Genomic DNA, 13,535 nt, shown 5'->3' with positions numbered 1-13,535 from the left:
TTACGGATGTGACATGAAATTCACTTGATTGTGGTGGCCGGTTGCCCGATCCTTCCGGCCACATATCAGGGGGCTTTCATGTCAATATCGCGCCGTTTGCATCTTAAGTCACTGCTGGCCTCTGCGGGGTTGATTGGATGCTCCGGCGCGTCAAGGGCGGCGGAATCCGACCTTATAGGCAAATGGTCGGGGACGCTGAATATTGGTGCGACCTCGCTCAGGCTGCGGTTTATCATATCCGATGCCAAAACCGCGCGGGTGATCAGCCTTGATCAGGGCAATGCCGAAATTTCGGCCAGTTCGGTCAGAATCGAAGGGGCGAAACTTGGCCTGACCTTCAGTGCCATAGGGGCGCGGTTTGAAGGCGAACTGACCGACAAGGACACCCTGACTGGCACGTTTACGCAAGGGGCAGCCATTCCGCTGACGCTTAAACGGGGTGAGGCGATGGCCGAGGTTCCGCCGGTTGCGGCCAAACCGCTGACGCTCACCTTGCTGCAAAGCCTGCGGGCTGAGGCGGGAACACCAGCCTTGGGGGCAGCGGCGCAAGTCCAAGGCAAGGCTCCGCTGATCATTGTCAATGGCGCACGCTCAGTGGAGGACGAAATTGCGGTTCAGCCGACGGATCAGTGGCATTGGGGCTCGATCACCAAATCCATGACCGCGACCCTTGTGGCACGTCTGGTTGAGGCGGGTAAAGTCAGTTGGGATACCCGCGTCGCATCAGTTTTCCCAAAAGACATTAATCCCGCCTATGCCGACGCGACGTTCCGGCATTTGTTAAGCCACCGGGCGGGTTTGCAGCCCAATATCGATATGTTTCACCTCATGGCCTATTCGCGCGATCCTTTGCTCGATGCACGCGAGGAGCGTAGGCGCTATGCCTTAACGGCGCTGAAGCAAAAGCCGGTTGGGGCTTTGGCTGAGAAAATGGTCTATTCGAATAATGGTTATATTGTCGCGGGCGCCATGCTGGAAGATATTACCGGTCAGCCGTGGGAAACCTTGATCAGGGCCCATGTTTTTGATCCTTTGGGGCTGTCATCGGCCGGATTTGGGGCGCCGGGCCGGGCCGGTATGATCGATCAGCCGCTCGGCCATGCGGTCTCTGGTAAGGTGCGCAAACCGGCACCGGTTGGGCCAAAAATTGTCAATGATAACCCCGTCGCTTTGGGGCCTGCCGGTCGGGTGCATATGTCGCTGGCGGATATGCTCACCTATTTGTCCGCCCACCGCGACCAGCCGCAAGCGTTCCTAAAAGCCGCATCCTGGCATACCCTGCACACGCCGCCATATGGTGGTGACTACGCTATGGGCTGGGTAGTGCGCAAAGACGGCAGCTTATGGCACAACGGATCGAACACCGTCTGGTACGGCGAAGTGATGGTTGATCCTAAAGCCGGTGTGGTCTGCGCCAGCGCGGGGAATGACGCTGCCCCGGAAACTCAAAAAGCTGTCTCGATCGCCCTGATGAGTGTCCGCGCCGCAGGCTTATCCACCACCTGATCCCCGCAGTGAAAGGGCCGTTTAGCCTCAAGGCTGGTTTTTCCAGCAGAGGCTTAATCCATGCCCTATTCCCGCGATCGCGATCAGTTCCCATCCTCCATGCCGACGCCGCAGAGCCAGGCGCGGCGCAAACACCCGATTACGCCCGGTGCGTCCGACCTTGATCCCTACACCAAGGCCGTGGTGGTCCATGTCACCGGTGGCGGCCGCGCCAGCCTGACCTATATCCCGACCGACAATGACGATGCCCAGACCGTGACGGTCGAAGTGGCTGACGGCTGGGTCTCTGACACCTCTGTGCGGCGGGTATCGGCCTTATCGGTGGTAGGTAGCGGCACGGCCACCGTCTGGGGGCTTTATAACTAATGCCCTCATTAGGATTAAAGCTGCCGCAGGTGGCGGCTTGTCGCCGCCGTGTGCGCGGGCCGGTTGTGCCTGACCTGCCGATCTGGCGCGCCGCCCGTGCTGCGGTGGCGGCGGGTGAGCGCAATGCCCGTATCCTGTGCATTGGCGACTCCACCACGGCGGGACACGGGGCCTATGCCGCGGGGATGGGCGATAACAATAAGGCCGGTGCCTGGCCCAACCAACTGGCCGCCCTTATCAATGCCCGTGGCGGCGTGGCATCAGGGTCATCAATCATAGGCAATAACAACGCCGCCGATACCCGTCTTTATGACAGCCGGGTGACCTTTCCCGCCTTACAGGGCTGGGCGTTTTCCACGGCGAGCGGGGTGAACGGCTCGACTCTGGGTGGCTATCACACGATGGCGTCGGGATATAATCCGCCGTCGAAATACAATTTCGCGCCGCTCAATGCCTGCGACACGTTCGAGGTCTATAACCCCAAGGCGGGTGGCAATGCGCGGGCATGGATTTTGAGCGTCAATGATGGCGCTGATCTGGCGACCATCTCGAACATGCAAACCCCATCGCCGCCGGGGGTGTTTGAAAAATATACCTTGACAACAGCTCTGGGCGCCAATGTGCTTAATATTCGCGCACAGAATACCGAGGCCACCTATCTGGCCGGGATCATCGCCTATAATTCGGCGATCAAGGAAATATCGGTGCTCAATGCGGGTTGGTCGGGCGCCAAGGCCTCCGATCTCAATAATGGCTCTGGTTATGCCTATGGCCCGGTCAATGCCATTGGTGCCTATGACCCGGATCTGGTGATTATCAATATCGGTATTAATGACGCCAATCAGGCTTCACCTACCGCCACAGCCACCTTTTCCAGCCATGTTCAGTCGGTGATTACCGCGGCCAAGGTGGCGGGGGCGGATGTGGTTTTGATGGCTCCAAGCCCTATCGGCACCAGCTATGTCGCCAATCTCAACACGCTATCGGCGGCGGTGGTCGCGCTTGGGGTCACGAATGGAGTGCCGGTCATTGACCTGCGTACCCGCTTTACCGACTATACCACCGCCAATGCGACCGGCTGGATGCGCGACACCCTGCACCCCAATGTCAGCGGCTATGCTCAGATCGCCACGGCGGTCGCTGATCTCATCTATAGTTGATCGGGCACATTGGCGCGCAGTTCGTCCAGCCATATCTTGGCGGTGGCATCGGACGGGGCGCGCCAGTCTCCGCGCGGGCTAAGCGCCCCGCCGGAGATCAGCTTCGGGCCATTGGGCACGGCCGAGCGCTTGAACTGCGAGGTGGTGAAGAACCGCCACAGAAACACCTCCATCCACTTTTTGATCTCGGCCAGTGTGTAGCTGCGCTTTTTATGGTCAGGATAATCCTGCGGCCATTCACCGGCGTCTTTGTCTTTCCACGCTTGGTATGCCAGATAAGCGACCTTTGACGGTTTCAGGCCAAAGCGGGTGATATAGTACAGCGTAAAGTCCTGAAGCTCATAGGGGCCAACCTTATCTTCGGTCTTTTGTAGCGCCCCGTCGGCTCCGACCGGCACCAGTTCGGGGGAAATTTCGCGCTCCAGCACCGACTTCAAAATCCGGCCGGTACGCGCGTCAAATTCCTTAGTGGCCGCCCACCGGATCAGGTGCTGGATCAGGGTCTTAGGCGCGCCGCAATTAACATTGTAGTGGCTCATGTGGTCGCCAACACCGTAGGTTGACCAGCCAAGCGCCAGTTCCGATAAATCACCGGTGCCGACCACAAAGCCCTTTTTCTCACCGGCCAGCCGGAACAGGAAATCGGTACGCAGGCCCGCCTGCACATTCTCGAAATTGATATCATAGACCGGCTTACCCTCCCCGTAAGGGTGGCCGATGTCCATCAGCATCCGTTTGGCGGCGGGCCGGATATCAAGCACTTCGCCGGAAATGCCCAAAGCCTTCATCAGCTTCAAGGCATCGGTCTTTGATCCCAAGGTCGTGCCAAATCCGGGCATGGTGTAGCCGTGGATGTTTTCGCGCGGTAGGCCCAGGCGATCAAACGCCTTGCACGCCACGATAAGAGCATGGGTGGAATCAAGCCCGCCCGAAATACCGATGACGACATGTTTGGTGCCGGTCGCTTCCAGCCGCTGCATCAGGCCGTGAACCTGAATATTGAAGGCTTCATAGCAGTCTTCATCCAGCCGGTGTTTGTCGGCAGGCACATAGGGGAAGCGCGGTACGTGGCGATGAAACTCTGTCAGGTCGTGGGGGTGGTAATCAAAGCCAATCGGAAACGATTCCTGATCCTTCATGAATATGTGGCGTGCATCATTAAATGTGCCATTGCGTAAGCGATCCAGCGCGATACGCTCGACATCTACGTCCGCCAAAGTCATTGTATCTGATCGGAAACGCTCTCCTTCCGAGACGAGCTGCCCTAACTCATAAATCAGTGATTGTCCGTCCCAGGCAAGGTCAGTGGTCGATTCGCCGGGGCCAGCCGCAGAATAGGCATAAGCGCACATCAGGCGCTCAGAGGTCGCTGCACACAAGGCCTTGCGCGCGCGTGACTTACCGACCACGACGGGTGAGGCCGACAGGTTAATGATGATATTTGCCCCATTGAGCGCCAGTTCGGTGGACGGCGTATGGGGTGCCCACAGGTCTTCACAGATTTCGATGGCAAAGGTGAAATCCTCGAACCCTAGGGCCCCGAAGGTCATATCGTTATCGACCCAACAACCTTGATCATTCAAGCGGATGGGACAGCCTTGAGCCGGTAAATCACGACCCGATGCAAACCAGCGCTTCTCGTAATATTCGCGATAGTTGGGCAGATAGGTCTTCGGCACGATACCAAGGGCGCGACCATTCTGAATGACTGAGGCACAATTATAAACGGCCCCGTTTACGCGAAGGGGCACGCCCACAATTAGGACGGGACGTAGCTCACGCGACGCCGTAATAAGATCGACCAGCGCCTGTTTGGCGCTGTCTAATAGACTCTCCTGCAAAAACAGATCATCCAGCGAATAGCCGGTCAGGCTAAGTTCTGGAAAGACCAACAGATCGGCCCCAGCTTCGTCGGCCCGCGTGGCCAGTTGCACATGCTCAGCCAGATTGGCGGGCGGATTGGCCAGATGTACCTTGGGCGTCACGCACGCTATGCGAACAAAGCCATGAGACGAAGATGTGTCGAATTTGGGCATTTTATGGCTTTCTTCATCGCTTCTGGATCGTATTTATCTGATTATAGGCTGATAATGATAAAACCATAATCCCTAAGTCTGAATAAATGCGTGCAAAGTGGTCAATATGTGTTGTTTGATGAATAGCCTTTGTGAAAATTGTATCAATTGAAATAATATCATTCCCTGTACACACTCTATAAAACTGCCGCCATAAACTACCGATGCCGCCTTTTTTGTAGATGCCGCGTAAAGTCCGGTGCTAAGGGAGGGCCTCATTTGCCTAACCGTAATCGGAATACCCATGAGTTTGACGTTTGACGATGTAAAGGCCGCCGCCCAGCGCATCGAGGGCCACGTGCTAAAGACGCCGTTCGCCTATTCCCAGCGCCTGAGTGCGGTCACCAAGGTCAGCCTGTGGGTCAAGTACGAAAACCAGCAGATGACTTCGGCCTTTAAGGAGCGCGGCGCGCTCAATAAACTGGCGCAGTTGACCGAAGAGGAACGCGCGCGCGGCGTCTATGCGGCCTCGGCCGGCAATCACGCGCAAGGGTTAGCCTATCATGCCACGCGCTTAGGCATTCCGGCGACCATCGTCATGCCGCAGGGCACGCCGTTCGTGAAAATTCAAAAGACCCAGAGCTTTGGCGCCAAGGTGGTAATCGCGGGTGCCAGCTACGACGAATCATCCGCCCACGCGCAGGATCTGTGCCGCGAAGCCGGGGCGGTTTATGTCCATCCGTTTGATGACTATGACGTAATGGCGGGGCAGGGCACCTTGGCGATTGAGATGCTTGAGACCGTGCCGGATCTTGATGTACTGCTGGTGCCGGTCGGGGGTGGTGGCCTGATCGCGGGCATGGCGGTCGCGGCCAAGGCGATCAATCCTAAGATCAAGGTCATCGGTGTCGAGGCGGCCATGTATCCGTCCTTTGCGGCCAAGCGCAACCGTCAGAATGTCGTGTCCGGTGGGGCGACTATTGCTGAGGGTATTGCGGTCAAGGAAGTGGGCGAACTGACCTTTGCGGTCGCCAATCCCTTGGTAGACGATGTAATCGTAATCGACGAATCCGATATCGAACGCGGCATCGCCATGTTCGTCAATGTCGAGAAGACCGTCTCCGAAGGCGCGGGGGCTACGGGCCTCGCGGCGGTTCTGCGCCATGCCGAACGGTTTGCAGGCCAGAAGGTTGGTCTGGTTCTGTGCGGTGGTAATATCGATCTGCGTCTGTTGGCCAGCGTGCTTCAGCGTGAGCTGGTGCGTGAAAAGCGCCTCGTGACCTATCGGATTCTGGGCGATGACCGTCCGGGTATGTTGTCGCGCATGGCTGATGTGATATCTGATAAGGGCGGCAACATCGTCGATGTGGCGCACAATCGTCTGGTGCTCGATGTCCCGGCTAAGGGCGCTGAGTTCGACATCATGGTCGAGACCCAGGACGCCCGCCATGCCTATGAAATTGAAGAAGCTTTGCGGAGAACGGGCTATGCGCTCAGAATGGATTAAACGCGCGTTAGCAGCGCTTACGGCCGTGACGGTCATGGCTGTGGCAGCCTGCAACAAAGGCCCTGATCCGGTCGCGGTCGCGGCTAATGCCGAGGCGGGCAAGGTCTTCCTTGAAAAAACCGCCAAGGAAGAGGGCGTCCTGCCGTTAGAGGGTGGGATGTACTATAAGGTCGTGTCGTCTCCGACACCAACGGCTCCCCAGCCTGCCGTGACTGACACAGTTAAGGTTCATTATGAAGGTAAGCTGATCGACGGCACCACGTTCGATTCGTCCTATGACCGTGGCGTACCCGCAGCGTTTCCTCTAAAAGGGCTGGTCAAGGCCTGGCAGATTGCTATCCCAAAGATGCACAAGGGCGATACCTGGATGCTCTATGTCCCGGCCGAAATGGGCTACGGCGATCAGGCGATGGGCCCCATTCCGGCGGGCAGCGTGCTGGTCTTCAAGATCGAACTGATTGATATTCAGCCTAAGTAATTAGGCCATAATACGCACCGGCGTGGATTTAAACGCCGGTGTTTTGCTGCGCGGATCGACGGCGGTGCCGGTCAGGATATTGGCTTCGGGGTAATAGGCCATGACCGACCCGCGCGCTATATCAAACGCCCTCACGGTAACGTCTGCCATCATCCCATGATCAGACAGCAGCGTGGCTTTGTCGCCATCTTTCAGGCCGTGAGCCTTGAGGTCGTCGGCGTTCAGCATAACGCTCCAGCGGTCGTCCATACCGCGGTAGCTGTCTTTGTACTCATAGACGATGGTGTTGAACTGGCCTTCTGAACGTACGGTGGTCAGCAGCAAAGTGTCCCCCCGCACCGGCGGCAGAGGCCGGGTTATAAAGCGGGCCTTACCGTCGGGTGTATGAAATTCCGGTGTGTGCATCAGCCGGCCACGCACATGGAATTCACGTTTGGCCACATCGATATCGGCCAGACCCTCAAGGCCGGGCACGATCCCCGCAATGGCTTCGCGAATGGTTTTGTGGGCCTTGAACGCCTGAAAATCGACGGGCGAGTCCGGCATCAGGCGCGTGGCCAGATCGCACAAAATATCGCTTTCCGGCCGCACGGTTTTCAGACGCGTAATGCCGCCATCGGACAGGCGCACATAGTTGAACATGGATTCCTGCGTGGTCGGTTGCCATTCTTCGTCGCGGGCCGTGACCGGCAGGATCAGGGCTTCGGAATTGTCGATGCCGTGGATATGGCCCTTATTGAGCGTGGTGGTAAGGTACATTTTAAACCCGATCTGACTGAGCGCTTTCGCGGCCCAGGTACTATCGGGGTTGGCTTCATAAAGGTTGCCGCCCATAAGAAGCGCCGCATCCATCTTGCCGTCTGCCGCCGCCTTCATGCAGGCCATGGTGTCAAGGCCGGGATCAAGCGGCAGGGTGAGGCCAAAGGCCGCTTCCATCTTCGCCATGACCTCTTTGGCCAGCACCGGCTTAACGCCGATCGTGCCTATACCCTGTACGTTTGAGTGACCGCGCAGAGGCAAAAGACCCGCGCCCACACGCCCGATCTGGCCGCGCAGCAGGGCGAGGTTGGCGATATATTCGACATTATCGACACCGTTCAGGTGATGAGTAATGCCCATGCCCCAGGCGAACACGGCGGATTTGGCTTTTGAGTAAAGGGCGGCGACCCGCTCGATATCGGCGCGCGATAACCCCGTCGCGGTCTCGATATCGGCCCAATCGGTCGCCTCTATGTCGGCGCGAAAGGCTGCGAAATCATGACTATGCTGCGTAATAAAGCCCGCGTCTTCGGCACCCATTTCAAGCACCGCCTTGGCCAGCCCTTTGAGCACGGCCATGTCCGAGCCAATGCGCGGTTGCAGGTAATCCGAGGCAATAAAATCCCCGCCCTTGAGCATGGACTTCGGGCTCTTGGGAATGGCGAATTTGACGAGGCCCGCTTCTTTGGCAGGGTTGATGATGACCACTTCGCCGCCGCGTTCCCGGCATTTTTTAAGTTGATGGATAAAGCGCGGATGGTTCGATGACGGATTGGCACCGATCACCAGAATGAAATCGCACAGGCTTAAGTCTTCCAGTTCAACCGTCGACGTGCCGGTGCCGATGGTGGTGCCAAGTCCCACGCCGGTCGCCTGATGGCAATAATATGAGCAGTTGTTGACATTGTTGGTGCCGTACGCCCGCGCCAGCAGTTGCAGCACAAACCCGGCCTCATTAGACGAGCGGCCTGACGAATAGAAAAACGTCCGCTCCGGCGTGGTGGCTAAAAACCGGCGTGCCGCGAGATCAAGGGCGTCATCCCACGATATCGGCTCGAAACGGTCAGCATAACGGGATTTGTAAATGGGCGTAGATAGCCGCCCCAGATGCTCAAGCTCATGACCGTCCAGTTCGCGCAGATCGGCCAGGGCATGGGTTAAGACCTCAACCGGAATACCCGGTTGAATGTCAGTCGACTGGGCCTGAATCGATTTGTTGCAGACGGAGGGGAACTCATCCAGTTCATTGGTCATGCCGCCGCGCTGGCCGCCCATGCCCAGCCCGCAGGCCTTGCAGGTATTATGGGCGGTCAGGGCCTTGGCGGTATTTTCCAAGCCGATACGGCGGGCGGTTTTCAGCGCATAGAGCACTTTTTTGGGGCCGCCGCCGACGATGGGTTTGTTCATCTTATCCTCCGTCGCGCAACGGATGGTGTACGCAAGGTTACTTGGTGGCCCTGTCCATGGCGTCACCGACAGATTCGATGTCGCGGCCAACGCCTTTGACGGTGTTGCAGGCCGATAGAACCGGCAGGGTAGCGATCAGGGCGATGATCAGGAGACGTTTCATGGGGTCAACCTCTGAATAAAAAAAGAGGCTCCATTGGTAAGACGGAGCCCCTGAATTAGCAATATATTTTGGTAGCTTACGCGACCGGGAAGCCGCGTTTGCGCATCAGGGGTGCAATGCCGGCATCACGACCCCGGAAGTTGCGATAGGCTTCGGCCGGATCGACCGTATTGCCGCGGCTCAAGACCTCCTTGACCAGCTTATTGGCCACGGTCTTGTCGTAGAAGCCGCCCGCCTCGGTAAAGGCTTCGGCGCAGTCGGCGGTCAGGGTATCCGACCACAGGTAGGAGTAGTACCCCGCCGAATAGCCATCCGATGAGAAGACGTGCGCAAACTGTGGTGTGCGGTGACGCATGACGATTTCGGACGGCATGCCAAGCTTGGTCAGTTCTTCGCGTTCAAACGCATCGGCGTCGATATCAGCCCCCCCGGCCAGATGCAACTTCATGTCGATCAGGGCCGAGGCCAGATATTCGACCGTCCCGAAACCCTGATTAAAGGTGTCGGCCTTTTCGATCTTGGCGACCAGATCCGCCGGGATAGGCTTTCCGGTTTCATAGTGCAGAGCGAATTTGTTGAGCACTTCCGGCGTCCCCAGCCAGTCCTCATTAAGCTGCGACGGGAACTCGACATAGTCGCGCGCCACCGACGTGCCGGCCAGCGACGGATAGGTGACGTTGGACAACAGGCCGTGGATGGCGTGGCCAAATTCGTGGAACAGGGTCGAGGCATCGTCCCAGGAAATCAGCACCGGCGAGCCATCGGCGGTTTTGATGAAGTTGGAGTTGTTGGACACGATGGTCAGGATGTCCTTGCCGTCCATGCGCGACTGCGAACGGTAGGCGTTCATCCACGCGCCGGAACGCTTACCCTGACGGGCGTAGGGATCAAAGTAGAACAGGCCGATCATCTTACCGGCTTTATTGACTTTCCAGACGCGGACATCTTCGTGATAGACCGGCACATCGGTCACCGGCTCAAAACTGAAGCCGTAAATCTGACCCGACGCCCAGAACATGCCCTCGACCAGCTTATCAAGCTGCATATAGGGCTTGATGGCGTTTTCATCGAGGTCGTAGCGGGCCTTGCGCACTTTTTCGGCATAGAAGCGGTAATCCCATGGCGCGATCTTGATTTTGGCGCCTTCGGAATCAGCGATCTTTTGCATATCGGCCACTTCTTCCTTGACGCGGGCGACGGCGGCGGGCCAGACGGCTTCCATCAGCTTGGTGGCATTGTCGGGGGTCTTGGCCATGGCGTTTTCCAGTCGCCAGTGGGCGTGAGTGGCATAGCCCAGCAATTGCGCGCGCTCAAAACGCAGCTTCAGGATCTTGGAAATCAGGGCATTGTTATCGTGCGCGCCGCCATTATCGCCACGATTGACGAAGGCCTTCCAGATGACTTCGCGCGCACCACGATCGGTGGCGAAGGTCAGGAACGGATCGGCGGCGGAGCGGGTATTGACGATGCCATACTGGCCGTCCTTGCCGTTTTTCTTGGCGGTGGCGGCAGCGCTGTCGATATATGCCTGAGGCATACCGTTCAGTTGCGCCTTGGTCAGGTAGGTGACTTGTTCTTCATCGTGCAGCAGGTTGTCGCTGAACTGGGTAAACAGTCCGGCCAGTTCTTTATTAATCGCAGCGATACGGGTTTTTGACGCCGCTGACAGCTTGGCCCCTGAGCGCACAAAGCCGATATAAGTCACCCACAACAGGCGCTTTTGCTCCGGCGTCAGGTTCATTTTATCCTGATTTTGGTAGACGCTCTCGACCCGCTGAAACAGGGCTTCGTTCTGGCTGATCTCGTCGCTAAATGCCGCCAATTTCGGGCTGAGGACCTTGGACGCCGCCTGAACGTCGGGGGACGACAGATTGCCGCTCCAGATGCCGTAATAGGTATAGACGCGCTCAACCGCCTGACCGGATTTTTCAAGCGCAACGATGGTGTTTTCAAACGTCGGCATGGATTTGACGCGGGTGATGGCGTCAATTTCCTTGCGGTGCATGTTCATGGCATCGTCAAAGGCCGGCTCGAAATCCGAGACCTTGACCTTATCGAATGCCGGGACGCCGCCATAGGGGCCGGTCCATACTGCCGTCAGCGGATTAGCGGTAGCACCTTGCGCAAAGCCAACAGCAGGTGCGGCGGCAGCAGCGGCCATGAGGCCCAAAGTCGTGCGGCGGTCGATGGTCATGAATAATCCTCGAAAGTTCACATAATCGTCACAATAGAAATCATATGGATGCCGGTGTGGCAACACACAAGATGTATAGACGACGCCAGAGGCTTAGCTTAAGCATGGCGGGACGGGTTTGGCGAATTACGGATAGTTCAGATTATGGCGATTGGCGTTTTTGATTCCGGTGTCGGGGGGCTTACCATCCATCGGGCCTTGGTTGAGCGGTTGCCGCAGGCCGATTTTGTCTATCTGGCCGATCAGAAACACGCCCCATACGGTGAACGGACGGGCGAAGATATCGTCAATCTGACGCGCCAAGGCTGCGAGACCCTGTTTGATCAGGGGGCGTCTCTGGTTATACTGGCGTGCAATACGGCGTCCGCTGTGGCGCTGCGGCGGCTGCAATCGACCTGGCTTTCCGACTATCGCAAAACCGCCGGACGGCCCGTGAATGTGCTGGGGATCATCGTCCCGACCATTGAGGCCGCGACCGGACTGCCGTGGGAGCATGAAGCCGAACGGCGCGGGCCGAAGATCGAAAACCTGGATATACTCGGCCTGTTTTGCACCCGTGCGACGGCCAATTCGCGCGTCTATGAGATCGAAATCGATAAGCGCCGTCAGGATCTGGCGGTGTTTGCGGAAGCTTGCCCCGGCCTTGCCGACATGATCGAGCAGGGGGCGGATCGTGACGCGCTTAAGGCGAAGATCGACGGCCATGTGGCCGCCCTCAAGGCCCGGATCGGACGGTTCCCGGATCGGGCAATTTTGGGCTGCACCCACTATGAGATTGTGGCTGACCTGTTCAAAGCGGCCCTGCCCGCCGGAACGCCCCTGATCCATCAGCCATCGTCGGTGGCGGCGGCGATGGGCCGCTATGTTGAGCGTCACACCGAGTACGATGTCGGATCATCGGGCAAGCGGGTGTTCCTGACGACGGGTGAGCCAAAAACCCAGTCGGCCCTGATTGAAACCTTTTGGGGCGCACCGCTCACCTTTTCGGCGGCGCAAGTGGTAGCCTGAGTGTGCAAAAAAACGGTCATAAAGTGAGTGTATGACACCCTCATGATCCGTATCGTGCTCGTTTTCTTGATGCTTATATTGGCACCGCTACCCGTTCAGGCAGGGGCGGAAGACTGGAACCATACCGAAGTGGTGGTCGCGGCCAAGCGTCCGCCCGGCCCGGCCCTATGGCGCGTCAAATCCGGTGAGTCCGAGGTGGTGATCGTCGGCATCCTGCCGGTCTTTCCGAAATCGCAAGGTTGGAATCAGAAACGCCTCGAAAATGCTTTGCATGGTGCGAAAGTTCTGATTACCCCGCCCGATGCCAAGACCAGTGCGGGCGATGCGGTGCGGGTTTTGCGCACCAAAGGGTTGCCCGGCAAACAGACCCTGAAAGACGTGCTGCCGCCTGACCTAAATGCCCGTTTTGAAGCGACGGCCAAACGGGCCGGGGTATCGGCCAAATCCTTTGCACGCGATAAGCCGGTCTGGGCGGGGGCGCGACTGCGGCGTGAAGTGCTGGAAAAGCGCCGCCTGAGAGCTGATGAACCGACCGATACGATTGTACGCATCGCCCGTAAACAGGGCGTGCCGGTCAGACCTGCGGGCAAATATAAAACCGGGCCGGTGCTGAAAGACCTGAACCGCCTGAGCGATCAGGATAGTCAGGATTGCCTGCGCTATACGCTGGGCGATATTGATTTTAATATGGACCGTGCGCCTAAGGCCGCGGCCGCTTGGGCGGTCGGTGATATCCGTACCGTGCGGGCCAACTATCAGGGCGGGGCGATGGCCGCCTGTCTGGAAGGCTCAGATGTTGGGACGGCCATGCTGGAGCGCAGCGTCGATGACATAGTGGGCGCGATCAACAGCGGTCTGCAAACGCCGGGTAAGACAGTAGTAATCGTGCCGCTGTCGCCGCTGTTGAGGCAGGGCGGTGCGCTGGATCAATTGCAGGCAAGAGGCCTGAAGATCAGCGCACCGGAATAGAGA

General features: G+C 57.9%; 11 protein-coding genes. 7 read left to right on the top strand and 4 right to left on the bottom strand.

Translation table 11 applies throughout. From position 1 onward, the window contains the following. Positions 1-78: 78 nt before the first annotated feature. The 3 genes from IE102_RS01155 to IE102_RS01145 are packed head-to-tail and all read left to right on the top strand — an operon-like array spanning position 79 to position 3,032. Positions 79-1,506, top strand: coding sequence for a serine hydrolase domain-containing protein (locus IE102_RS01155; RefSeq protein ID WP_189484547.1), 1,428 nt, complete (start codon positions 79-81; stop codon positions 1,504-1,506). A 60-nt stretch (positions 1,507-1,566) separates the two neighbouring features. Further along, positions 1,567-1,872 carry a hypothetical protein gene (locus IE102_RS01150; protein WP_189484546.1) on the top strand — a complete coding sequence of 102 codons (306 nt, stop codon included), beginning with the start codon at positions 1,567-1,569 and terminating at the stop codon, positions 1,870-1,872. Next, positions 1,872-3,032 carry an SGNH/GDSL hydrolase family protein gene (locus IE102_RS01145; RefSeq protein WP_189484545.1) on the top strand — a complete coding sequence of 387 codons (1,161 nt, stop codon included), beginning with the start codon at positions 1,872-1,874 and terminating at the stop codon, positions 3,030-3,032. The genes IE102_RS01150 and IE102_RS01145 overlap by 1 nt, the downstream gene beginning before the upstream one ends. On the opposite strand, the gene IE102_RS01140 is transcribed toward IE102_RS01145, so the two are convergent. After that, positions 3,023-5,068: an NAD(+) synthase gene (locus IE102_RS01140; RefSeq protein ID WP_189484544.1), complete on the bottom strand. Its 2,046-nt coding sequence runs from the start codon at positions 5,066-5,068 to the stop codon at positions 3,023-3,025. The genes IE102_RS01145 and IE102_RS01140 overlap by 10 nt on opposite strands. A 283-nt stretch (positions 5,069-5,351) precedes the next feature. Here IE102_RS01140 and IE102_RS01135 point away from each other — a divergent pair, with 283 nt between their 5' ends. Both IE102_RS01135 and bamJ read left to right on the top strand, forming a co-directional pair. Continuing rightward, complete coding sequence (locus IE102_RS01135; RefSeq protein ID WP_189484543.1) at positions 5,352-6,554, top strand: threonine ammonia-lyase; 1,203 nt, start codon at positions 5,352-5,354, stop codon at positions 6,552-6,554. Beyond that, positions 6,535-7,032 carry a BamJ family beta-barrel-assembly machinery protein gene (gene bamJ / locus IE102_RS01130; protein ID WP_189484542.1) on the top strand — a complete coding sequence of 166 codons (498 nt, stop codon included), beginning with the start codon at positions 6,535-6,537 and terminating at the stop codon, positions 7,030-7,032. The genes IE102_RS01135 and bamJ overlap by 20 nt, the downstream gene beginning before the upstream one ends. On the opposite strand, the gene IE102_RS01125 is transcribed toward bamJ, so the two are convergent. From IE102_RS01125 to IE102_RS01115, 3 genes are all read right to left on the bottom strand, one after another. Next, positions 7,033-9,198, bottom strand: coding sequence for an FdhF/YdeP family oxidoreductase (locus tag IE102_RS01125; protein ID WP_189484541.1), 2,166 nt, complete (start codon positions 9,196-9,198; stop codon positions 7,033-7,035). Between the two features lie 37 nt (positions 9,199-9,235). After that, complete coding sequence (locus IE102_RS01120; RefSeq protein ID WP_189484540.1) at positions 9,236-9,361, bottom strand: entericidin A/B family lipoprotein; 126 nt, start codon at positions 9,359-9,361, stop codon at positions 9,236-9,238. A gap of 76 nt (positions 9,362-9,437) precedes the next feature. Beyond that, a complete protein-coding gene (locus IE102_RS01115; protein WP_189484539.1) occupies positions 9,438-11,555 on the bottom strand; it encodes a M3 family metallopeptidase in 2,118 nt (705 codons plus the stop codon). 144 nt (positions 11,556-11,699) lie between these two features. Between IE102_RS01115 and IE102_RS01110 the strand changes: the two genes are divergently transcribed. Both IE102_RS01110 and IE102_RS01105 read left to right on the top strand, forming a co-directional pair. After that, on the top strand, positions 11,700-12,563 hold the full coding sequence (locus IE102_RS01110; RefSeq protein WP_189484538.1) for a glutamate racemase: 864 nt from the start codon (positions 11,700-11,702) through the stop codon (positions 12,561-12,563). A 42-nt stretch (positions 12,564-12,605) separates the two neighbouring features. Beyond that, on the top strand, positions 12,606-13,532 hold the full coding sequence (locus IE102_RS01105; protein ID WP_189484537.1) for a TraB/GumN family protein: 927 nt from the start codon (positions 12,606-12,608) through the stop codon (positions 13,530-13,532). Positions 13,533-13,535: the final 3 nt, after the last annotated feature.

This window comes from Asticcacaulis endophyticus, from assembly GCF_014652575.1.
GTDB lineage: Bacteria > Pseudomonadota > Alphaproteobacteria > Caulobacterales > Caulobacteraceae > Asticcacaulis > Asticcacaulis endophyticus.
The sequence above is the reverse complement of the archived record's forward strand: the minus strand, read 5'-3'. Positions and strand labels throughout refer to the sequence as shown.